The organism is Mesorhizobium sp. LjNodule214, from assembly GCF_964252735.1.
Classification (GTDB): Bacteria; Pseudomonadota; Alphaproteobacteria; order Rhizobiales; family Rhizobiaceae; genus Mesorhizobium.
Genome location: NZ_CAXUPE020000005.1, coordinates 49970 through 71054, shown reverse-complemented (window position 1 = coordinate 71054; position 21085 = coordinate 49970). Strand labels below are relative to the sequence as shown.

General features: G+C 61.8%; 16 protein-coding genes and 1 pseudogene. 13 read left to right on the top strand and 4 right to left on the bottom strand.

Annotated features, from left to right (window positions below):
• The first annotated feature begins 25 nt into the window (after positions 1-25).
• The 8 genes and pseudogenes from ACSQ3Z_RS33980 to ACSQ3Z_RS33945 all read left to right on the top strand — a co-directional run.
• Positions 26-2443 (top strand): FAD-dependent oxidoreductase, encoded by a 2418-nt coding sequence (locus ACSQ3Z_RS33980; protein ID WP_436175508.1) that lies wholly within the window; start codon positions 26-28, stop codon positions 2441-2443.
• 102 nt (positions 2444-2545) lie between these two features.
• Entirely contained in the window at positions 2546-3445 is a 900-nt protein-coding gene (locus ACSQ3Z_RS33975) for a LysR substrate-binding domain-containing protein (protein ID WP_436175507.1), read from the top strand.
• A gap of 115 nt (positions 3446-3560) precedes the next feature.
• On the top strand, positions 3561-5237 hold the full coding sequence (locus tag ACSQ3Z_RS33970) for a thiamine pyrophosphate-dependent enzyme (protein WP_436175506.1): 1677 nt from the start codon (positions 3561-3563) through the stop codon (positions 5235-5237).
• Between the two features lie 20 nt (positions 5238-5257).
• On the top strand, positions 5258-6616 hold the full coding sequence (locus ACSQ3Z_RS33965; protein WP_436175505.1) for an MmgE/PrpD family protein: 1359 nt from the start codon (positions 5258-5260) through the stop codon (positions 6614-6616).
• A gap of 163 nt (positions 6617-6779) precedes the next feature.
• Entirely contained in the window at positions 6780-8435 is a 1656-nt protein-coding gene (locus tag ACSQ3Z_RS33960) for an ABC transporter substrate-binding protein (protein WP_436175504.1), read from the top strand.
• A gap of 333 nt (positions 8436-8768) precedes the next feature.
• The gene (locus ACSQ3Z_RS33955; RefSeq protein WP_436175503.1) at positions 8769-9434 is read left to right on the top strand and encodes a DUF6088 family protein; all 666 of its coding nucleotides are present in this window, start codon (positions 8769-8771) and stop codon (positions 9432-9434) included.
• Positions 9431-10474, top strand: a complete 1044-nt coding sequence (locus ACSQ3Z_RS33950; RefSeq protein WP_436175502.1) for a nucleotidyl transferase AbiEii/AbiGii toxin family protein — start codon at positions 9431-9433, stop codon at positions 10472-10474. Before ACSQ3Z_RS33955 ends, ACSQ3Z_RS33950 begins: the two co-directional genes overlap by 4 nt.
• 239 nt (positions 10475-10713) lie before the next feature.
• Positions 10714-10851: pseudogene (locus ACSQ3Z_RS33945) on the top strand (gamma-glutamylcyclotransferase); the annotation flags it as partial.
• A 302-nt stretch (positions 10852-11153) separates the two neighbouring features.
• On the opposite strand, the gene ACSQ3Z_RS33940 reads toward ACSQ3Z_RS33945, so the two are convergent.
• The gene (locus ACSQ3Z_RS33940; protein ID WP_258118459.1) at positions 11154-11948 is read right to left on the bottom strand and encodes a methyltransferase domain-containing protein; all 795 of its coding nucleotides are present in this window, start codon (positions 11946-11948) and stop codon (positions 11154-11156) included.
• Positions 11949-12851: 903 nt separating this feature from the next.
• Here ACSQ3Z_RS33940 and ACSQ3Z_RS33935 point away from each other — a divergent pair.
• Both ACSQ3Z_RS33935 and ACSQ3Z_RS33930 read left to right on the top strand, forming a co-directional pair.
• A complete protein-coding gene (locus tag ACSQ3Z_RS33935; protein WP_436175501.1) occupies positions 12852-13319 on the top strand; it encodes a hypothetical protein in 468 nt (155 codons plus the stop codon).
• A 93-nt stretch (positions 13320-13412) separates the two neighbouring features.
• Complete coding sequence (locus tag ACSQ3Z_RS33930) at positions 13413-16325, top strand: Ig-like domain-containing protein (protein ID WP_436175500.1); 2913 nt, start codon at positions 13413-13415, stop codon at positions 16323-16325.
• 402 nt (positions 16326-16727) lie between these two features.
• Here the strand turns inward: ACSQ3Z_RS33930 and ACSQ3Z_RS33925 are convergent, their stop codons facing one another.
• Positions 16728-16982, bottom strand: coding sequence for a transposase (locus ACSQ3Z_RS33925; RefSeq protein ID WP_436175499.1), 255 nt, complete (start codon positions 16980-16982; stop codon positions 16728-16730).
• Between the two features lie 223 nt (positions 16983-17205).
• Here ACSQ3Z_RS33925 and ACSQ3Z_RS33920 point away from each other — a divergent pair, with 223 nt between their 5' ends.
• Positions 17206-18021, top strand: a complete 816-nt coding sequence (locus ACSQ3Z_RS33920) for a class I SAM-dependent methyltransferase (protein ID WP_436175498.1) — start codon at positions 17206-17208, stop codon at positions 18019-18021.
• Positions 18022-18589: 568 nt separating this feature from the next.
• Here ACSQ3Z_RS33920 and ACSQ3Z_RS33915 read toward each other — a convergent pair.
• On the bottom strand, positions 18590-18871 hold the full coding sequence (locus ACSQ3Z_RS33915) for a hypothetical protein (protein WP_436175497.1): 282 nt from the start codon (positions 18869-18871) through the stop codon (positions 18590-18592).
• Positions 18872-19098: 227 nt separating this feature from the next.
• On the opposite strand from ACSQ3Z_RS33915, the gene ACSQ3Z_RS33910 reads away from it, so the two are divergent.
• The gene (locus tag ACSQ3Z_RS33910) at positions 19099-19449 is read left to right on the top strand and encodes a cupin domain-containing protein (protein WP_436175496.1); all 351 of its coding nucleotides are present in this window, start codon (positions 19099-19101) and stop codon (positions 19447-19449) included.
• A 96-nt stretch (positions 19450-19545) separates the two neighbouring features.
• A complete protein-coding gene (locus ACSQ3Z_RS33905; RefSeq protein WP_436175495.1) occupies positions 19546-19932 on the top strand; it encodes a GYD domain-containing protein in 387 nt (128 codons plus the stop codon).
• 617 nt (positions 19933-20549) lie between these two features.
• Here the strand turns inward: ACSQ3Z_RS33905 and ACSQ3Z_RS33900 are convergent.
• Positions 20550-21074 carry a hypothetical protein gene (locus tag ACSQ3Z_RS33900; RefSeq protein ID WP_436175494.1) on the bottom strand — a complete coding sequence of 175 codons (525 nt, stop codon included), beginning with the start codon at positions 21072-21074 and terminating at the stop codon, positions 20550-20552.
• Positions 21075-21085: the final 11 nt, after the last annotated feature.

The window sequence follows — 21085 nt, the reverse complement described above, 5'->3', positions numbered from 1 at the left end:
CAACAAAAAGTGGAATTCTGACGGAATGGATACACATGCCCGCGTGGTGGTGATCGGCGGTGGGATAACCGGCTGCGCCATCCTCTATCATCTGGCCAGGAAGGGCTGGAAGGAGGTGGTGCTGCTGGAGCGCTCGGAACTGACATCCGGCTCGACCTGGCACGCCGCCGGCAATTTGTTCTCTCTGACCAGACCCTCCAATGCCCAACGGCTGCAGGTCTACACGATCAATCTCTATCCGGAGATCGAGCGGGAAAGCGGACAGGCCGTCGGCTACCACCCGACCGGCGGCATGCATCTGGCGGCATCGAACGACGAGGTCACCACGTTGGCCATTGCCCGCGCCCGTGCCCGGCGCAACGGCGTCGAGGCGGAATGGATCACCTTCGAAGAAGCCAAGGAACGCGCACCGGTCCTCGACACCAGAAGCCTCAAGGCGGTGCTGTGGGAACCGATCAAGGGCCACGTTGACCCGTCATCGGCGACCAACGCCTTTGCTGCTGCCGCGCGTAAGCTTGGCGCGAAAATCCACCGCCACACGCCGGTGACCGCGACGACACCGCGCGCCGACGGCGGCTGGGATGTCGAGACGCCGGATGGCATCATCCATGCCGACTTTGTCGTCAATGCCGCCGGCCTGTGGGCGCGCGAAGTCGGCGCACTTGCCGGCATCAAGCTGCCGCTGCAGCCGGTCGAGCATCATTATCTGGTGACCGATGCGATCCCCGAGATCGAGGCGATGGACCACGAACTTCCGACGATCGGCGAAAGCGAGGCCGGCTATTATTCGCGCCAGGAGGGCAAAGGCATCCTGCTCGGCGCCTATGAGAACACCTGCCATCACTGGGCCTTCGATGGCACGCCGCTCGATTTTGGCCACGAGCTTCTGCCCAACGACCTGGCGCGCATGGATCGCAATTTCGAGGTGGCGATGGACCGCATGCCATGCCTGGGTGAAGCCGGCATCAAGCGCGTCATCAACGGGCCGATGATCTTTTCGCCCGACCTTGGACCTTTGCTCGGGCCGCACCCGGAGCTGAAGAACTATTTCTGCGCCTGCGGCGTGATGAGCGGCCTGAACCAGGGCGCCGGCATCGGCAAGGTGATCTCGGAATGGATCGTCGACGGCGAGCCGGAGATGGACGTGAATTTCTGGGATGTCGCCCGCTTCGGCCGCTGGGCCGGCAAGCGCTTCACCTTCGAGCGGACCAAATATTATTACGAGAACCGGCAGGAACGCCCCTACCCTCATCTCGAATGCGCCGCCGGCCGGCCGTTGCGGACATTCCCGGCCTACGCCGCGCAGAAGGCCAGGGGTGCGGTCTTCGGCTTCAACAATGGCTGGGAGCAGCCGCTTTGGTTTGCCCGCCAGAGCGACGAGCAGCATGACATTTTCGGCTATGCCCGCCAGAACTGGTGGAACACCGTCGGCAAGGAATGCAAGGCGGTGCGAAATGCCGCCGGTCTGTTCGAGATATCGACCTTCGCCAAATACCGGATCTCGGGCGACGCCGCATCCGGCTGGCTGCGGTGGCTGCTGGCGGGGCGGATCCCCGAGCGGTCCGGCGCCGTCGCACTGTCGCCGATGCTGTCGGAAAAAGGCCGGCTGACCGGCGACCTGACCGTTTCGAAGCTCGACGACGGCAGCTATCTGCTGCTTGGCGCCGGCACCATGCAGGGTCAGCACATGCGCTGGTTCGATGCGCACAAGACACCGGGCATATCGGTCGAGAACCTGTCCGACAGCTGGAGCGGTCTGATGCTTGCCGGGCCGAGCGCGCGGCAGATTCTGGCCAAGGTAACGCACAGTGACGTGTCAAATGAAGCGTTTCCGTTCCTGTCGGTCAGGCGCATGGAGATCGAGGCAGCGACTGACGCCGTCGTGCTCAGGGTCTCGTTTTCGGGCGAGCTCGGCTACGAGATTTACACGCCCGCAATGTACCAGGCCGGCCTCTACGATGCGTTGTTGCGGGCCGGTGCCGACCTTGGCCTGGTGCCGGCCGGCAGCAGAGCGCTGGCCAGCCTGCGTGTCGAAAAGGCCTTCAAGAGCTGGGGCCTTGATCTCGCGCCGGACTACACGGTAATGGAGACCGGCATGGACCGTTTCGTCGATTGGAAACGCTCGGGCTTCATCGGCGAAGAGGCGGCGCGCGGACATCGTGCGCAAGGCGCCGTCGAGCGCTTTGTCACACTGACCGTCGACGCGGACGACGCCGATTGCAGCGGCGGCGAGCCGGTGTTCCGCGACAATGCCTATGTCGGCTACGTCACGTCGGGCGCCTACGGCTACGCGACGCATGAAAGCCTGGCGCTCGGCTATCTCAAGTCGCATGTCGCCCAGACCGGCGCCGGCTTCGAGGTAGAGATCAACGGCAAGCGCCGCGCTGCGTCGGCATCCAACGGACCGCGCTACGACCCGCAAGGGCTGCGCATGCGGATGTGACGACACCATATCCAAAATCCAAATCTTCCACCGCCTCCGGAAAACCCCTATAGGTGCCGCGCTGGAGCAGTCGGTTCCGGTGGGTGAGGAGTTGCGAAAATAATGGCAAGGCGATTGCCTCCCTTTGCCGCCTTGCGGGCCTTCGAGGCGGCGGCACGGGCCGGCAGCCTGGCCGACGCCGCCGAAGAGCTGCTGATTTCGAGTTCCGCCGTCAGCCATCAGATCAAGTCGCTCGAGACCTTCGTCAGCGCCAGGCTGTTCCTGCGCGAGCAGAGCGGCCTGAAACTCACCGAAATCGGCGAGAAATATCTCGAAGGGCTGGGCGATGCGCTCGACCGCATCGAGGCGAGCACACTGTCGGTGATGCAGGTCACCAAGAATGGCGGCCTGACCATCCATCTGTTCCAGTCGCTGGCGCAGATGTGGCTGATCCCGCAGCTGGACGATTTTCTGTCCTCCAATCCCGAGATCACCGTCAAGCTGATGACCAAACCGGATGAGATCGAGTTCTCCGGTTCCAGCATCGACGTCGACATTCGCTACGCCATGGCGGCACCTGCGGAACACATGTGCGAAAAGCTGATCGACGAGGTCATCGCGCCGGTCGTCTCACCGGACTATCTGCGCCACAACGGGCCGATCGAGACGCCGGAGGACCTGCTTGGGCGGCGGCTGATCGGCTGCGAATACGTGCCGCATGAATGGGATTTCTGGTTCGAGAAGATGGGCGTTCCCGGCTCGAACCAGATACCCAAACTGATGTTCGACTCCCGCTCCCACGCCTTGCTTGCCGCAAGCGAAGGCATGGGCGTAGCGATGAACCGGCGACCTTATGGCGACCTCCTGTTGAAGCGAGGTTCTCTGATCGCCCCCTTTGCTGAAGACGTACCCACCGGCGGCGCTTACTACTTCATCGCGCCGAAGCGCTCGGCCGCCCTCGCCCGGGTCAAGCATTTCAAAGCTTGGCTGCTGTCGCTCAGCACAGGCCTTCGGGTCGAGTGACGGGCTTGGTCCTGACCTTTGCCGCCGGTCGCAATCAAATTCATCGGCATCGAAATTTTATTCGATTGAGACGCTTCGGACGCGCCCCTACGGTCGCGCGAAAAGCGGGGCGATCTTGCGAAACGGCGGTCAGATTCTCATCAGCGCGCTCTTGCAGAACAACTGCAAGGCGGTCTTCGGCGTTCCCGGTGAGAGTTACCTGACGGCGCTCGACGCATTGTGGCAGCACGCCAACGCCATCCGCTACCTCACCTGTCGCCAAGAGGGCGGCGCCTGCTTCATGGCGACGGCTTACGCCGACGCCACCGGCGATGCGGGCGTCTGTTTCGTCACTCGCGGTCCGGGTGCGATGAATGCCGCGATCGGCCTGCACGCCGCCTATCAGGGCTCGACGCCGCTCATCTTGCTGGTCGGCCAGATCCCGACGGCGCATCGCGACCGCGAGGCGTTCCAGGAACTCGACTACCGCCGTGTTTTCGGCCCGATGAGCAAATGGGTGGCGGAAATCGATCGGCCGTCGCGCATCCCCGAATATGTCAACCGGGCCTGGCGAACCGCGATTTCCGGCCGACCCGGTCCCGTGGTTCTGGTTCTGCCGGAAGATGTTCTCAAGGCCGAAAGCGACACGCCCGACCTGAAACCGGCGATGGCGACGCCTGTCGCGCCATTGGCTTCCGACATGGTCACGATCGAGACCTTGCTCACGCACTCGAAGCGGCCGCTGCTGCTGCTTGGCGGCGCCAACTGGACGCAAGCCGGCCACGACGCCATCATCCAGGCTTCGGAAACTCTCGGCCTTCCCGTCGCTGTCGGCTTCCGCCGCCAGGGCCTGTTTCCAAACGACCATCCGCACTACATCGGCAACCTTGGTTTCGGCGGCACGCCGATGCCCAACGACTATTGCCGAGAGGCCGATCTCATCCTTGTCGTCGGCAGCCGTCTCGGTGACGGCACGACGCTGAAATTCTCGCTCATTCCAGCACCGATCCCGCATTGCCGGCTGGTCCACGTGCACCCGGGCGCCGAGGAGCTTGGCCGGCTCTACCAGGCCGATCTTCTGGTGCAGGCCGACCCCAACGCCTTTGCCACCGCCCTGACCTTGATTCCACGCAAGGAGCATCCCACACGCACTGCGATTTGCGCCTCGGCGCGCCGCCGCTACGAAGCCATGCTCGAGCTTGTTCCGCAGCCCGGCCCGGTCGATATGGGCGCGGTCATGCGCTTCCTCAGCCAGCAGCTACCGGCCGACGCTTTCATGACCACCGGCGCCGGCAATGCGTCCGACTGGCCCAACATCCATTTCCGCTATCGCCGGTTTCGCGGCGGGCTGGCGCCGGTCTGCGGCGCCATGGGCTTTGGCGTGCCGGCGGCGGTTGCCGCCAAGATCGCCGACCAGGACGCGCCCGCAATCTATGTCGGCGGCGACGGCGATTTCCTGATGAACGGCCAGGAGTTCGCCACCGCGATCCAGTACGGCCTGGATCCGATCTTCATCATCGTCGACAACGGCTCCTATGGCACCATCCGCATGCACCAGGAACGCGCCTTTCCCGGCCGCAACTCCGGCACCGGCCTCACCAATCCCGACTTTGCCACCGTGGCGATCGGCTATGGCGGCCATGGCGAAACGGTGGAAGCAACCGACGAGTTCGCGCCGGCATTCGAGCGCGCACTGGCAAGCCGCAAAGCTGCGGTCATCCACGTCAAAGTTGGCGTCGACCATCTCGGCCCGAACATGACCGTGTCCACCTTGAACAGCCGACGAACGCTCAAGCGGCGCCTGTCCTATTGAGACTGCAGGAGGTTTTCGACGTGATCCGTTTTTCCGACTTTGCCGCCAGCCTGACATACAACGCCATCCCCGAAGAGGTCCGCACCATCCTCAGGCGCAGTTTTGCCGACACGCTCGGCGTGGCGGCGGTGGGCTCAACGACAGAGATCTCTTCGATCACCAGGAAGGTTGCCGATCGCCTGTGGCGTTCGTCGCCGGAAATCGGCGCGGCCCGGATGATCTTCGACGGACGCCCGGTCAGTCCGGCCGGCGCCGCCTTTGCCGGCGCCTTCACCATCGATTCCATCGACGGGCATGACACCACCAGCCCCTGCAAAGGCCACGCCGGCTCGGCGGTGTTTCCGGCCCTGCTCGCCGTTGCGGATTCGCTCAGGGCCTCGGGCGCCGCTATCTCCGGCGAAGACCTGATGATTGCGCTGGCCGTCGCCTACGAGGTTGCCTATCGCGCCGGGCTGACGCTTCACGCCACCGTACCCGACTACCACACCTCCGGGGCGTGGACCGCGGTCGGCGTGGCGGCCGGTGTTTCCCGGCTGTTGGGGCTCAGCCAAGAGCAGACGCGCCATGCCGCGGGCATCGCCGAATATCACGGTCCACGCAGCCAGATGATGCGCTGCATCGATTTCCCGACCATGCTGCGCGACGGCGTCGGCTGGGGCGCGCCATCGGGCGTCATGGCGGCCTATATGGCGGAACTCGGCTTCACCGGTGCACCGGCGATCACGGCAGAAGGGGAAGCCGCCGCGCCTTGGTGGCGCGATCTCGGACAGGCCTGGCGTGTCGTCGAAGATACCTCATACAAACCCTACCCCGTGTGTCGCTGGGCACATCCCTCGATCGATGCCGCGCGCGATCTGATCCGCGACAACAAGCTGTCGAGCAAGGATGTCGCGCGCGTGCGCATCCAGACGTTTCACTATGCGGTGCGGCTTGCCGGCCACAATCCGAAGACGCTGGACGAGATGAGCTATTCGATCGCGTTCCCGGTCGCGACGATGATCGTGCGAGGCAAGATCGGACCGCAGGAGCTACTGCCGCAGGTTCTGCAGGATGAAGAGATCCGTCGTATTTCCAACGCCACCGAGTTGGTCGAAACCGAGCACTACACTCGCATCAGCGTCGGCAAGCGCTGGGCCGACGTGACGCTCTATCTCAAGGACGGCCGCGAAATCATGTCGGAGCCGCGCACGCCGAAAGGCGACCGCGACAACCCGATGAGCGCGGACGAGTTTCATCAGAAATATGTGACCTTCACCGATGGCTTGATCGGCAAGGACCGGGCCGACGACATGGAGGCGATGGCGCTCTCCTTCGACGCGCTGGACAGCGAAGGACTTAGCCGGCTGATCGATCTGGTGGTCGCGCCGCTTGATCGCTGACTTGCCAGGGCGCGAGCGAGGGCGATCGTCACATCAAACTGGAATTATTCTCAGCCGGTGCTGAATTCTTTTCGATCCCATCGCGCTGGCCAAAGTCTACGATGCGGCCAAGAGCCGCTGCAAGCAACAGCGCGTCCGGGACGGAAACCAAGGGGAGAGTTTGATGACAATGCTCAAGAACGATGGCGGCCGCATTCCCGATTTCGTCGAGGCAATGGCCGAGAGCGCCAAGGCAGGCACGGTCGACCGTCGTGAGTTTCTGGCGATCGCCAGCGCTTTCGGCGCTACGACAGCCGCGGCTTACGCAATGCTTGGCCTCGCCGCGCCGACGGTTGCGCGGGCCGAGGAGCCGAAAAAGGGCGGCGTGCTGAAAGTCGCAACCAGCGTCAAGGAACAGAAGGATCCGCGGACCTATGACTGGTCCGAAATGGCCAATGTCACTCGGCAGACGCTCGAGCCGCTGGTCAAATACACCAACGAATTCACCTTCAAGCCGATCCTGCTCGAAAGCTGGGAAATCAACGACGACGCCACGGAATACACGCTGAAGGTGCGCCAGGGCGTCAAATGGAACAATGGCGACGATTTCAACGCCGATGACGTGGTCTTCAACCTGACGCGTTGGTGCGACAAGTCGGCCGAGGGCAATTCGATGGCGGCGCGCATGGGCGCGCTCATCGACGCCAAGACAGGCAAGCCGCTAGAAGGCGCCATCACCAAGGTCGACGACTACACGATCAAGCTCAAGCTGCCGGCCTCCGACATCTCGATCATCGCCGGCTTCTCCGACTATCCGGCGCTGATCGTGCACCGCGACTACGAGAAAATGGGCAGCAATTTCGTCGCCCACCCGATCGGCACCGGACCTTTCGAACTGGTGTCCTACGATGTCGGCTCGAAAGTCGTGCTGAAGCGCCGGGTGAATGGCAAGTGGTGGGGCGGCGAAGCCCATCTCGACGGTATCGAATTCATCGACTACGGCACCGAGGCCAACGCCATGATCAGCGCCTTCGAATCCGGCGAGGTCAACACCAACTACGAGACCACGGCGGACTATGTCGACATCCTCGACAAGATAGGGCTGGTCAAGCACGAGGTGGTGACTGCCAACACCATCGTGGCGCGCACCAACGTCAACAACAAGCCTTACGACGACCAGAAGGTGCGCCAGGCCATCCAGCTCGCCGTCGACAATGCGACCGTGCTGAAGCTTGGCTATGGGGATACCGGCACGCTCGGCGAAAATCATCACGTCTGCGCCATCCATCCCGAATATGCCAAGTTGCCGAAAGTGTCGCGCGACATCGCCAAGGCCAAGGCATTGATGACGGAGGCTGGGCAGATGGACTTCGAACACGAACTGATCGGGCTCGACCAGGACTGGCACAAGAACACCGCCGATTCGATCGCAGCCCAGCTCCGCGAAGCCGGGTTCAAGGTCAAGCGGACCGTCCTGCCGGGCTCCACCTTCTGGAACGACTGGACGAAATATCCCTTCTCGATGACCAACTGGAACATGCGCCCGCTCGGCGTGCAGGTCATCGCGCTCGCCTATCGCACCGGCGAATCGTGGAACGAATCCGCCTATTCCAACAAGGAACTCGATGAAAAGATCGCCAAGGCGCTGACCGTCGCCGACATCGACAAGAGGCGCGAACTGATGGTCGACATCGAGAAGATCCTGCAGGAGTCCGGCGTCATCATCCAGCCCTACTGGCGCAAGATCTACAATCACTCGACGAAGTCGGTAAAGAACTACGGCATCCATCCGACGTTCGAACAGAATTTCGAAAACGTCTGGCTGGACGAAAGCGCCTGAATAAGAGCGAATCTTGGATATGTTGGGAGCTGCAGGGGCCGTCTCAGGTTCGAGGCCGTTCGACCAGTTTGCCAATAGGCGACTGGGAGCCGGCTGGCGAAACGTCTCGCAGAGTCCGTTTTTGGTCAGATCTCTCCTTCGGCAGGTTGGTGATGGATCAGGAAGCAGCCCATAGGTCCGCTGTTGAGTTCCAGACTGCCTTTTATGCGACTTTCGAAGCACAAAAAGTGAACGTCGTTTCGGTTGAGGCGCGGGCCAAAGCGTTGTCCGAAATTTGTAGCATTCTTCGGACTTCTCCTTGCCTCGGTCCGAAATTTGTCGCATATTTCGGACATGACAGCTGACCTCGATACCGACATCCGCTCGCGCGTGCTGGCGCGGATCGAAGCGAAACCCGACGAGGTCTGGACGCCGGCCGACTTCGCTAACCTGGGCGGTCGGGCGGCGGTGGATAAGAGCCTGCAGCGCCTGGCGGCAAGCGGCGAGCTGCGTCGCATTGACCGGGGGCTCTACGATCGACCGCGGACAAACAGTCTGACCGGCCGGGCCACCGTGCCGGACTATCGCGCCGTGATCCGTGCCGTGACGCGTCGCGACAACGCGCGCACCGTCATCGACGGCATGACGGCCGCCAACGATCTCGGCCTCACCACTGCGGTCCCAGCGCGGATTGAGGTGCTGGTCGATGCCCGGCTGAAGCCGATCAAGCTCGGTAGCCAGGAAATCCACTTCAAGTACGCGGCCCCGAGCCGCCTCTATTGGGCGGACCGGCCAGGAATGCGAGTCGTCCAGGCTCTGCATTGGCTACAGGACATGCTCACCAAGCCGGAAGAACGCAAGCGCATTGAGACAACGCTGCGTCGCCTGTTTGCCGACCCCAAACACGGTGAGGCGATCCGCGAGGATCTGCGCGCCGGTCTCCCCGCCGTGCCGATCTGGATGCAGGAGTTCCTGCGCCAACTGCTCAGCCCGAGCGCTGGGCTCGAGGGCAAGCCATGAGTACCTATGCCTACCGTCAGATTATTGCCGCGCCGCCACGTGACCGGCTCGATCTGTTCCTCGCCACGGCCAATCGCATTGGTGCCCCGGTCGGCAATATAGAAAAGGATTTCTGGGTCTGCTGGGCGCTCAATGCGCTCTATCACGAACGGCCTGCGGGAGAGCCGCGGCTGCTGTTCAAGGGCGGTACGTCGCTGTCGAAGGGCTATGACCTCATCAAGCGCTTCTCCGAGGACATCGACGTCACCGTGTTCCGAGACGATCTCGAAGAGCCTGCCGCTGTCGAAGAACTCGAGGCGCTGTCGAACAAGAAGCGCCGCGCCAAACTCGACGCCATCCGGGACGCATGTCGCGCCTACATCACGGGCCCGCTGCGAGACTTCCTCGCTGCTCAATTGGCGGACGTGATCAACGGGACCGGCCGCGTGGAGATCGACGAAGCCGATCCCGACGGGCAAACCCTGCTGCTTTGGTATCCTGAGGTGGAACCGCGCGACGGAGCCTATGTCCGACCGGCGATACGTCTCGAATCCGGGGCAAAATCGGCGCTCGATCCCCACGGTCCCCTCACGATTACCCCCTACGTCGCCGGGGAAGCAGCAGGGTTTGATCTCGCCGTACCGGAAGTCACCACGATCAAGGCGACGCGGACGTTCTGGGATAAGGTGGTGATCGCTCACGGACTGCGCCGCTGGTATGAGCGGCGCGGCGAACTGCGGCAGGCAGGGCAGCGGGTTTCACGGCACTACTATGACCTGCACTGTCTCATGCAGTCGGAAGCCGGCAAGGCTGCGCTCGCCGACCTCGATCTTGGCGCCGATTGCGTGCGCCACGCGCGCATGTTTTTCGATCGTCCGGACTATGATCTCGCCTCGGCCGTAACGGGCAGCTTCGCGATCACGCCGATACCCGAGATGGTGGACGCGTTGGCCCGGGACTACGAGAACACCACCGCCATGATCTTCGGCACTCCGCCGAGCTTTGACGACATCCTGGCCTCAGCCGGGCAGATCGAGAAGAGCCTGAACGGCGGCAATTAGGCTTCACAGCCGGCTGCGCCGTCTCTCCAGTCTGCGAGCCGACTTTCGCGCAACCCTGAGTTCGTCGAGACTCGGCTGCCACCAGACTGCGCCATCAATCTCCGGCTTGGCTCCCGAACGCGCTGGCCAGGTCTTTATGAGTTCGTCGAGGTCGGCGGGACGCCACCGCCCCCAGACATAGTCCACGTTGCCTGGAACGTCGGAATAGTGGGAACGAAGAATCTCTTGATCGACATGTAAGGGCCTGTGGACACTGGGGGTCCGGAGCCGAATACCTCTACAACCCCGTTTTCCACCTGGAAAAGCGCGGTATTCGAGACCGTTATTTGTGGCGCCTACAAAGATTGGTCGCTGCTCAGATCGACGCCACTTTTTGAGGACCATAGACAGGCAGATTCAGTTCGCTCTAACAGGACGTCCGCTTCTGTGCGCTCACTGCCCGTTCCGGTAATCCGGCCCAGACGGCAAAGTTCACCCGGCGGGACTTTCCCGAGCCTCATCAGGCAATCTGAAGTCTGAACGCACCAACCCGACCACGTGCGCCAATTGCCGACCTTCCTGGCGCTTCTCCAGAGCCGCCGTTCGCGCTTGAGTTGACCCAATCCGGCCATCCGCGATCGAGCAGGGTACGACGGAAGTTGACCGCTAACGCGACATTGATTCCACTGAACATCACCGGTCATGTAACCGCAACCTTGTCCGCGACAAAAAGGTACCGATTGAGGCTGAAGAAGAACTTTCCCTGCTTGCCAAGTTCAGAAAACTCAGCAAGCCAAGCGTTTGCTTCCTCCTGGGACACGCCTCTGCGCCCGACTACAAAGGACGCCATGATAGCCAGCATGCGTCTGGCGTAGGTATTGTCGTGGTACTCGGGATTGAACATCGGAATCACATCGCGTTGTCGAATCGTGAACCCGGCGTCGCGGAGCTGCCCCGACAAGGTCCGGGGTAGCCCGCCGTGTACAAAATGTTCGTCCCAAGCCGAAAGCACCCGCTCCATGCGCGGCTGATCGCCCGTGTAAATTACCAACGAATCGTAGTCCGTATCCAGAGCAACCACGCGACCGCCCGGGCGCGTTACCCGGTAAAGCTCCGCGAGCGCTGCCGGAATATCGGCAACATATTCGTAGACCTGAGTTGATACGGCAGCATCGAAATCATCGTCCGGATAGGGCAGTTTGGTTGCCTCCGCCCGCAGGAATTCGGCCCAAGGCCGATTGGCGCAACGTTTTCTGGACATGGCCAGCATGTCGTCGCTGATGTCGATACCGCACACACGGCCGTCGGGCCCGACGGAAGCTGCCATGTCATAAGCCAGGAGTCCGGGGCCAGAACCGATGTCGAGAATCCGTTCGCCCTCCCTCAGCTGCAGTGCCTTCAGCACTTGGCACCGCTGTTCGACCACGTCGGGAGTCAAATAGAGCGCTTCGACCTTTCGGCTGGTCTCTTCGTCAAATTCCAGCCCGCCGCTCATTTTTGATGTGCCCTCTCTCCACTGGGCGCTAGCCGCCGCGAAAAGCATGTGGCTTCAGATTATCACGTCCGCTTTCCGACGATGAGCCTCTTTGAGAGCATTGCAGTCCCATGGCAGCGGGAGCAACTCGCCGTAAAAAGCGGCTCGAGCAATGCCAGCTATGCGGGAACAATCCGGTAATTGGAGATTGATGGCTGCTTTTCCGCTTGCCACCCGATTGAGACGTAGAACGCTCCATCGCGGTATAATCCGAGCCCATGTGCCGGCCGTCTCGGCCGCGCCAGTTCCGGATCTTCCTGGCGCTTCTCCAGAGCCGCCGTTCGCCCTACGGCTTGAGTCGATGGAGGGTCGACTCCACGCGGCCATGTCAGCCATCCACGACCTGGAGATTATCGAAGGAAGGCGACAAACCTTCAGCGCGCGAAATCCCGTCGGGTTCATGTCTACTCCTGCTTCGGAGGCCGGCGGCCCGGAACATAGCGCTTCGGCGACATGTCCTGACAAATGCAATGCGGATTCGCACGTTGTTTGAGGTACGCCAAGCTGGTATTATCATAGCTGGAGCAAAAACGTTGTAGTTGTGTCGTTCATTGAGGATATGACGCCGGGGCGGCGTTCGCAGCAACGGGATGAGTGGAAACAGTTCACCGCGAGTGCGGTAGCTTGCCAAGAAGAGACATATCGCCTGTCGGCACGAGGCTCTTCCAAGACAAGCGGTCTACTACCGCGAGTGCTCGCGTCCTACGCCGATTCACGAAAGAGCACCTGAATTATCGACAGGACCCGCCGCTTCTGGTGGGATTAGCAGCGAGTTCCAAACTTATCTATCCACCCTGAACAAACTGAAGAACGCGCGGAAATAGGCTGCGGCGCGTTTCCGCGCGCTCATGTCGAGCGTTCGACATGGCGAAAAGTCGCTCCAAGGCGCAACGGATCCGCCACGGTCTTCGCGGTCAACTTTTATCCATGGAACAGTTCAACCTGGCCAGTCCCGAGCCTGCTGATCGCAGCCACCGCTTCACCGTCGAAACCGGCAAGGACGGCTACAACCCAGCCTGTGATCCGGAGCCGACCGGGAACGGCAGCTCGATTTTCCCGCCTGGGATCACCATGATCAAGGCGCGGAGAGCGCACTCGGCCCCCCGGATCGCCGAGGCAGCAGCCAAAATTGGCATCCGTTTCGACGGTAGCCGGTTCAATACTGTTGCGGGTGGCGCTTCCGGCGTTTGGCACGATTGGGCCACGAACCATGCAAGCGACTTCCCCGGATGGCCGGGGGTCGATCCCAACAGGTTAGAGCGGGATGCGGCGGGCGAAAACCGCACACACTTTCCCCCATCCCGCTCGAGACCCGGAAAGCCACGGGCGTAAAGGAGATTCGACATGGCTAGTCCCGTCATTACAGAGTTCAGCGTCGATTCCGGCATCAAAGGAGACCGGCTGACCAGTGACAGGTCGATCACGTTGATCGGAAGCGCCGATCCGAATGTGGCGGTGCGCCTTTATGCCGATGGCGTCCTCCTGGGGACGACAACGTCTGACGAGAGCGGCGCCTGGAGTTTCACGACCCTTGAGCTTGCCGAAGACAGCTATAGCTTCACCGCCGAAACTGGCGAAGGCAGCGACCTGCAGGGCTCAGATCCGTTCGAGATCACGATCGACAGCGTCACTGCCGCACCGGAAATCACCTCGATCAATCCGGCCGAGAGCGGCTTGCAACTTGTCGGCACCGCCGAGGCGGGAGCCAGTATCGATATCTATCGCGACGGCACCTTGCTCGGGATCGTGACGGCGACCGCCTCCGGTCTGTGGGAGTATCTGGACACCAGCTATGGAGGCGGTAGCGTCGCCTACAGCGCCACGGCCACCGACGCGGCGGGGAACACGGCGGAGACGGCGGCTGACTATGCCTACTCGCCGCCAAACGAGGCGCCGGTGCTGGATTTGGACGGCTCGGCAGACGGCACCGGCTATAACGTCACATTCACCGCAGGTGGCGCGCCGGTCGCGATTGCTGACACGGATGCCGTCATCAGCGACGGCGACGACACACATATAAGCGGCGCAACTGTCACGCTCACCAACCCGCAAGCGGGGGACGAGCTCATCGTGAACAGCGCTGATCTGCCCGCCGGCATCGCTATCGATCCGGCCTCCACGTCGACCACGATCATCCTCACCGGATCGGCGTCACTCGCCGACTATGAGGCCGCCCTGCGGCAGGCCCTGTTCAACAACGCCAGCGAGGATCCCAGCGCCGAGACCCGGACGATCGAGGTCGCGGTGAACGACGGCGAGGCCTCTTCCAACATCGCTGTCACCAGCATCGCCGTCGACAGCGCACTCGCTACCACCCTCACCACCAGCAGCACACCGATAATCTTCGAGACAAGAGTGGCGGCCGCTGGGGACGACGTCGAGGAACGCGCTTCGGGGTCGATTTCCAGCAATGTTTCTGATCTGGAGCTGGGCTACGACGGCAGTCGCGCCCAGACGGTCGGGCTCCGCTTCACCGGCATCGACATCCCGCCGGGCGCGATCATCACCGGCGCCTATATCCAGTTCCAGGCCGACGAGGTGAAGACCGGGACGGTATCGCTGTCGATCCGCGGTGAGGATGCGGACGACGCGGCTGCCTTCACCACCGCCAAGTTCAATGTCTCCTCACGCTTGACGACCGATGCAGCCGTGGCTTGGGAACCGGCGGACTGGACGATAGGCGGCGAGGCCGGCCCGGCCCAGCGCACGCCGGACCTTGCAACGATTATCCAGGAGATCATCGACCGGTTGGGCTGGGCTGCATTCAACGATATGGTGTTCCTGGTCACCGGTACCGGGACACGCACGGCGGAATCCTTTGAGGGCAGCGCCGCAGGCGCGCCGCTGCTGCACATCGAATACTACGTGCCGCTGTCCAGCGATCCGGTCGTCTTCAACACCCCGGCCGACACCGATGCCGCAGCCAATCAGATCGCCGAGCTTGCGGCCGCGGGGACGCAAGTCGGCATCGCGGCTTCGGCCAGCGATCCCGATGCCGGCTATACGGTCACCTACAGCCTCAACGATCCGCGCTTTGCCATCGACCCAAACACCGGCGTCATCACACGCTCGGGCACCGGCATCATCGATTTCGAGACCGAGACCTCGATCACCCTCACGGTGAAGGCAACCTCGTCCGACCGAAGCAGCGCAACCCAGAGCTATACCCTTAACATTCTTGACAGCCCGGAATCGGTCGCCTTCAACATCCCGGCCGACGCCGACCCTGACACCAATCGCATCAACCAGGACGCGGCGGAAGGCACCAATGTCGGCGTCACCGCATCGGCTACGGACCCCGACGCCGGCTCGACGGTCAGCTACAGCCTCAACGACAATCGCTTCTCCATCTCTACCAACGGCGTCATCACGCGCTCGGGCACCGGCACGCTCGACGCCCAGAACGAGTCATCGATCACCTTTACCGTGACGGCAACGTCCTCCGACGGAAGCAGTGACACTGAGAGTTTCAATGTGAGCGTCACGACCAGCACGAACAATCAGCTGCCGACGTCGGTGACCTTGGTGCATACGATCCTGACCTCGCAGTGGTCACCGTCGAGCCCCGATCCTTCGGGGATCGCCTATATCTCGCATCTCGGCACGCTGCTGGTTTCCGATGGCGAAGTCGATGAGATGTCGATATTTACGGGCAAGAATCTCTTTGAGATGAGTCTGAGCGGCGAACTGGTAAGGCCGCTCACCACCATCGGCTTTTCCGACGAGCCATGTGGGCTTGCCTACAATCCAGCCAATCGGCATCTCTTTTTCACGGACGACACGGGCACGAAGGCCGTCTACGAACTCAACCCCGGGTCGGACGGACTCTACGACACGTCCGATGACATCGTAACCTCGTTCAAGACGTCGGCGTTCGGTAGTTCGGACCCGGAAGGGATTGCCTATGACACCAACCGCGGAGTTCTGTACATCGCGGATGGCGCAGCGAAGCTTCACACCATCGACCCGGGAGTGAACGGGAAATTCGACGGCGTGCCGTCCGTAGGCGGCGATGACGTAGTGACCAGTTTTTCAATGGGTTCGCTGACAAACGGGGATCCCTGCGTCGAATACGATTCGGTCCGCGATCTGCTCTACATCATTACGTCGCGCACCGCGGTGTCCATGGTGACACCGACAGGGGAATTGTTGGGGACGCTGGATATCTCGGCGGCAGATGCGCGCAAACCGGCGGGATTGGCGCTGGCGCCGAGCAGCGAGGATCCGAGCCAGATGAGCCTTTACATCGTCGATCGCGCCGTCGACAACGACTCGAATCCGAACGAGAACGACGGCAAGGTGTACGAATTCATGTTCGACAAGTGGCTGCTCGCCTGATCAGACTCAAACGCAATGCCCGGCCGCGTGAGCCGGTCGATTGGCCAACCGGATCGAAAAGGCTAGGGGGTGATTGCAACACCGATTGGGCGGTCTTTGTCGGCTAGCATTTTCCCTTAAATCGGAGCCGATTTAGGGGTAAAAACATGCGCAGTGTCTTCGAGATTGAGGCCGCGTGTCTTGGCGTCCCCGAAGAGGCATTCGATGGCCCATCTTTTGCGATAGTCATTGAGTGCCTGCCTGACATCCGGTTGGTGACGACGATCAGCCATTCATCGCTCTTGAGCCGCTTTGCGGCGAAATGCACCGCATGCTTTGCTGGGCCGGCGTGCCGTTGAGACGCCCCTGGCCGATCGCCGGAGCGGTTCTGGCGCGCTTTCTGCGTAGAAGCGATGCAAACGATCATGTCCGTCCGTCGTCCAAGGTAACGGTCATGTCGATCTTGACGCGGATGACGAAGTTGATCTTGTTTTCACAGAGGAAATCCATCCACTCTGCGCCGATGAACTCCCGGTCGGCCAAAAGCATCGTGATCGACGCGGAATCGAACAATGCCAGATAGCGGCGCATCAGGGCGATGCGGTGGCCCGTGTCGGAGTTGCCCTGATGCGGCAGAAACGTCCACAGCAGAGGCACCCGGAAGCGGCGCGCTCGCATTCGCGCTCGCATCGCCCTCATTCGCTGCCGATAAGTTGAAGGTCGGCCCGATTACGAAGTTCCCGGTTCCTTTCTTCGCGACGATCGAAGACGCTGCGAAGAAGTATGCTGGGGAGAACAATGTCGAGCTGATAACTGGCCAGGGCTAGTCCGCCACCGATATGGTCATCTTTCACGCGATACGCGGGCTTGCGGGCGCGCCGCCGATGGCGCGCTGATCGCCATGGCGCAGACGCAAGCCGAGCTGGCCACGATCAATGAGTTCGAGGCGTCGTACCGGAACGTCACGTCTTGCGTGATGCAGTCGATCGAACGGCGCGTCTGCGGCTGCGACTACGGCGGCACGAGCTGGACGACGCGGGATGAGGCTGAGACCATGGGCCGACTGCTGGCGCTCGCGCCGGGAAAGAGGCTGCTGGAAATCGGCGCAGGCGCAGGCTGGCCCAGCCTCTATCTCGCAAAACTCAGCGGCTGCAGCGCCGTGCTGACAGACCTTCCGCTCGAAGGTCTTCGCGTCGCGTCAGAGCGCGCGGAAAGGGATGGCCTCGCCGATCGTTGCATCGTGATGCAAGCCGACGGTGCCGCATTGCCGGTGGGCAACGCGGAATTCGATGCCGTCTCGCACTCCGACGTTCTTTGCTGCCTCGCAGACAAGGCGGGTGTGCTGAAAGAATGCCGCCGCGCCGTACGCGACCCGGGGCGCATGGCCTTCACGGTGATCTACCTCGCAGCCGAGTTGTCCGATACCGATCACGCGGAAGCTGTCGCGGCAGGTCCCCCGTTCGTTGAGTCGGAAGCGCCCTACGAGGCAATGCTGTCGCGAACCGGATGGCGGCTGATTTCGCATACCGATCTGACATCCGCGTTCGCCGAGTCCATGCGCCGATGGATCGAGGCGAACGAAGCGAGCGCCAACGAGCTTGAAGAGCTTGTCGGCGCGCAAGCCGCCACGGACTCCCTTGCGCGCGCACGGCAAAAGCTGCCGGCGATCGAACGTCGCTTGCTCCGGCGTGGACTGTTCGTCGCCGAGCCGGTGTAGCATCCGGATTCGCCCCTACTCCCACTCCATCATTTCTTGCTCGGAATTTGCCCTCGATTCCAGTAACTTAGTCTGCGACGATTTGCCGAGTACCGTCAACTGGACCGTCGCGCGCTGACGCTGCGCTTTCGGTCTTCACTGCATCGCTGACACTGCCTGATGCTCGCCGAAACGCTCCCTTCTTCGCCTATGGATTCCAACTACGGCCCGCAGATATAATCTGTACACGAACACTCTGGGATCAGGCGACGGCCGAGACGAAACTTGAGGACGAGTTGGCCGCCAGCATTATCGAAACAGCGACGACGGTAGTACTGGAGGCAAGCGGACCACCGCTACAGACCGAGAGGCCCCCGCCGGAACCATTTGCGAGACGCCGGACGGATGCGCCACGCCAAGCCGAAATGACTCCGCGCCCGGCCGACAATGCTATGGCAGGCGCGAACCCGAGCCGTTGAGGCGCCCGACGCATCATCGCGACCAAGGGCCGGAATGCTGCCGACGCGGCACTGGTCGCCAAGGTGGTGGAAGCGGTCAAGAGCGCCAAGAACTGGGGTCGCAAGCGAGCTTACATGCCATTGCGCTGCATAAACTTTGACGTGAGAAGCGCGATGGCGAGCGGTAACATGGAAGTGTACATCAAGGTTTCACTGCGCGTGATGACACCCCAGACCAGCATGACCGCACAGAGGACAAAGCCGGCGCCGACAATTGTATGACACAGAACTTTCACCCCCAGCCTCAAGCGCTGTGTGCCCGCAGTCAGGTTCGGTGCGGTGAAGAGGACTGACATGATGATCGCGATAGCTAAGACAAGCCCGCCTATGACGTGGATGTAAGAGAAGGTCATCACTGTTCCCCCTCCGCCGGCTGCATCCGGGGCGTCAAGAACGCGAAGAACTGGCGGCGTCGGAGCAGAGCCCCGTAGGCTGAGCCAGTTGTCTCAGCCTGGGAGATTGCGCCCTCAAAGCCGGGGTGTAAAGTTGCAGTGATGCTCGGGCGCCCTCGGCGATGCTCATGAGGACCAGAAGGTCCTGAGGCTAGATCCGATCTTGCTGACTAGGAGGACGGGCAAATATGTCAGAGGGCGCGTTGAAGGGATTCGATCGGCCGGATGAGGTCCGGGAATTTCCCTTTGGACGATTTGAAATAATCCACATTGCCGGCGTCACGCTCGGGCGTGCGACATACCAGCCGGGATGGAAATGGTCTGTCCACAATGCCCCGTTGGCCGGCACGAAGCTTTGTCACGCGCCCCACACTGGAACTGTGCTTTCAGGTCATGGCGCCGTCCTATACGAAGATGGTGGCTACCTCGACCTGCTGCCGGGCACAGTCTTTCACATTACGACCACCCCTCATGACAGCTGGGTGGTCGGAGATGTGCCGTATGTGTCGCTGCACGTTCTCAAGTCGGCTTCGCAGTGAATGGCGAGCATGGGTGCTGGCCGGTTTGTCGGCCGTGCGGCCGGCGTTTGAGCGGCAGGTTTTTGATGCTATCCTTTTCCCGTTCCGAAATTTTGCGTGAACTCAAAAAATCGGATGATCGCACGCGCTCAACCGGACTCGGGAGGAATCGATATGCCACTATTTATTGTAACTGGAAGCTACACAGCTGCCGCCATGAAGGGGATGATCGCAAATCCATCTGATAGAGAAGCCGCGACCAAGTCCATTGTGGACGCGTCGGGTGGAAAATTGATTTCCTATTACCTGACAACGGGTGACAATGACTTCCTGATGATTGTGGAAGGCGCCAACGGTCTCGACATGATCGCGCCCCTTATGGTTGCCGGCGCATCTGGAACGGTGTCTAACCTCAAAACTGTGCAGGCCTATACAAGCGCCGAATTCATGGCTGCCCAGAAGAAGGCGGGCCAAATAGCATCTAGCTTCAAACCTGCTGCCTGACGGCTGACAGTCGGCTCGCCCCGCAGTTGAAAAGCTCTGCGGGGCGGAAGTCGGTCCCGTCGTCGCTGCTGACCTTGGACTTTCGGTCGCGACCGAAAGATTGAGATCTGTCCGCGTCTCCCTGTTGGGAAGGCCCGATCGTTTGCCCTATCCGCGCCTCAAGCCGACGCTGGACGCCGAGCGCTGATGACGGCGCGAAGGGTTCCTTAACCTGCTGGCATTGTCGTCCCGGCATGACCAAGAGCCTTGGCCCATTCGAGTACGGCAACCCAAAGTCGAGCAAGCACAGCGAACCCCGCTCCCTGTTGGCTCGCACGGTCATCGAAGGGGTGTTCCCGCTGGTCACCAACTCGAAATCCTCGGGGTTCTTGTAGGGCAACACTTTGCGACGGTATCCTTGAGCACGGAATCCGGCAACGCCTGCAACAGGCGGCGGTCGCGGCGAACGGCCAACACATGCCGCACGCCGGCCAGCATCGATGCAGCAACGCTCCTCAGCCTGGGCAGTGATGCCTCGCTCTCGGCTTTTGGGCGCTCAAAACTCGTATCGGTCATGGTAAATCCAGTCCAGGTTTGCACGGCCGAAAAGCGGCGCCCGAGGGGCGCCGCTTCCCTGGCTACTGCGCCGCTTGGGTGGCAAGGGCGCAGGAGACGTCGGGATTCATGTCGGAGAATGTGCCGCTCGGGTTCACCTTCCAGGCCCAGACATGCAACTCGTAGAACGGCCCGAGCCCATAGCGGTTGGGCGCGCTGGTGAAGCTGAGCAGCTGCCCTTCGAGCGAGGCCGGGCCGTTCGACGTAATGTATTCCACAGCCACCAGCGCCAGCGACCCGTCAGGCATCGGCTCGTACATCACAGCCTCCGGTCGGGCGAGGTCGATCGTGTCGTCGCCGACATAGGCAGCGTTGACGAAGTGGATGCCCATGGCGCCGCTGCCATTGGCGTTGCTGGCGCAGGGGACCGGCGCGTAGCCCTCGGCCCTCGCCACGGCAACGTCCCGGAAGCGGTTGTTTGCGGCGCGCACTTTGTCGGCCAGCGGGTTGTTGCCAGCGACCAAGTCGCCATGCGCAAGCGCACCGACGACGCCGGCTGAGAACGCCAGGATCGCGGCGGTGCCGATGGTGCGGATGTTGCTTTTCATGTCTATCTCCA

Coding starts and splice junctions, on each gene's coding strand:
- ACSQ3Z_RS33960 (WP_436175504.1), top strand. CDS start 6,780: ATGACAATGCTCAAGAACGATGGCGGCCGCATTCCCGATTTCGTCGAG.
- ACSQ3Z_RS33940 (WP_258118459.1), bottom strand. CDS start 11,948: ATGAGCGGCGGGCTGGAATTTGACGAAGAGACCAGCCGAAAGGTCGAA.
- ACSQ3Z_RS33955 (WP_436175503.1), top strand. CDS start 8,769: ATGACAGCTGACCTCGATACCGACATCCGCTCGCGCGTGCTGGCGCGG.
- ACSQ3Z_RS33910 (WP_436175496.1), top strand. CDS start 19,099: ATGTCAGAGGGCGCGTTGAAGGGATTCGATCGGCCGGATGAGGTCCGG.
- ACSQ3Z_RS33900 (WP_436175494.1), bottom strand. CDS start 21,074: ATGAAAAGCAACATCCGCACCATCGGCACCGCCGCGATCCTGGCGTTC.
- ACSQ3Z_RS33925 (WP_436175499.1), bottom strand. CDS start 16,982: ATGCGAGCGCGCCGCTTCCGGGTGCCTCTGCTGTGGACGTTTCTGCCG.
- ACSQ3Z_RS33975 (WP_436175507.1), top strand. CDS start 2,546: ATGGCAAGGCGATTGCCTCCCTTTGCCGCCTTGCGGGCCTTCGAGGCG.
- ACSQ3Z_RS33920 (WP_436175498.1), top strand. CDS start 17,206: ATGGCGCAGACGCAAGCCGAGCTGGCCACGATCAATGAGTTCGAGGCG.
- ACSQ3Z_RS33935 (WP_436175501.1), top strand. CDS start 12,852: ATGGCGAAAAGTCGCTCCAAGGCGCAACGGATCCGCCACGGTCTTCGC.
- ACSQ3Z_RS33915 (WP_436175497.1), bottom strand. CDS start 18,871: ATGACCTTCTCTTACATCCACGTCATAGGCGGGCTTGTCTTAGCTATC.
- ACSQ3Z_RS33950 (WP_436175502.1), top strand. CDS start 9,431: ATGAGTACCTATGCCTACCGTCAGATTATTGCCGCGCCGCCACGTGAC.
- ACSQ3Z_RS33980 (WP_436175508.1), top strand. CDS start 26: ATGGATACACATGCCCGCGTGGTGGTGATCGGCGGTGGGATAACCGGC.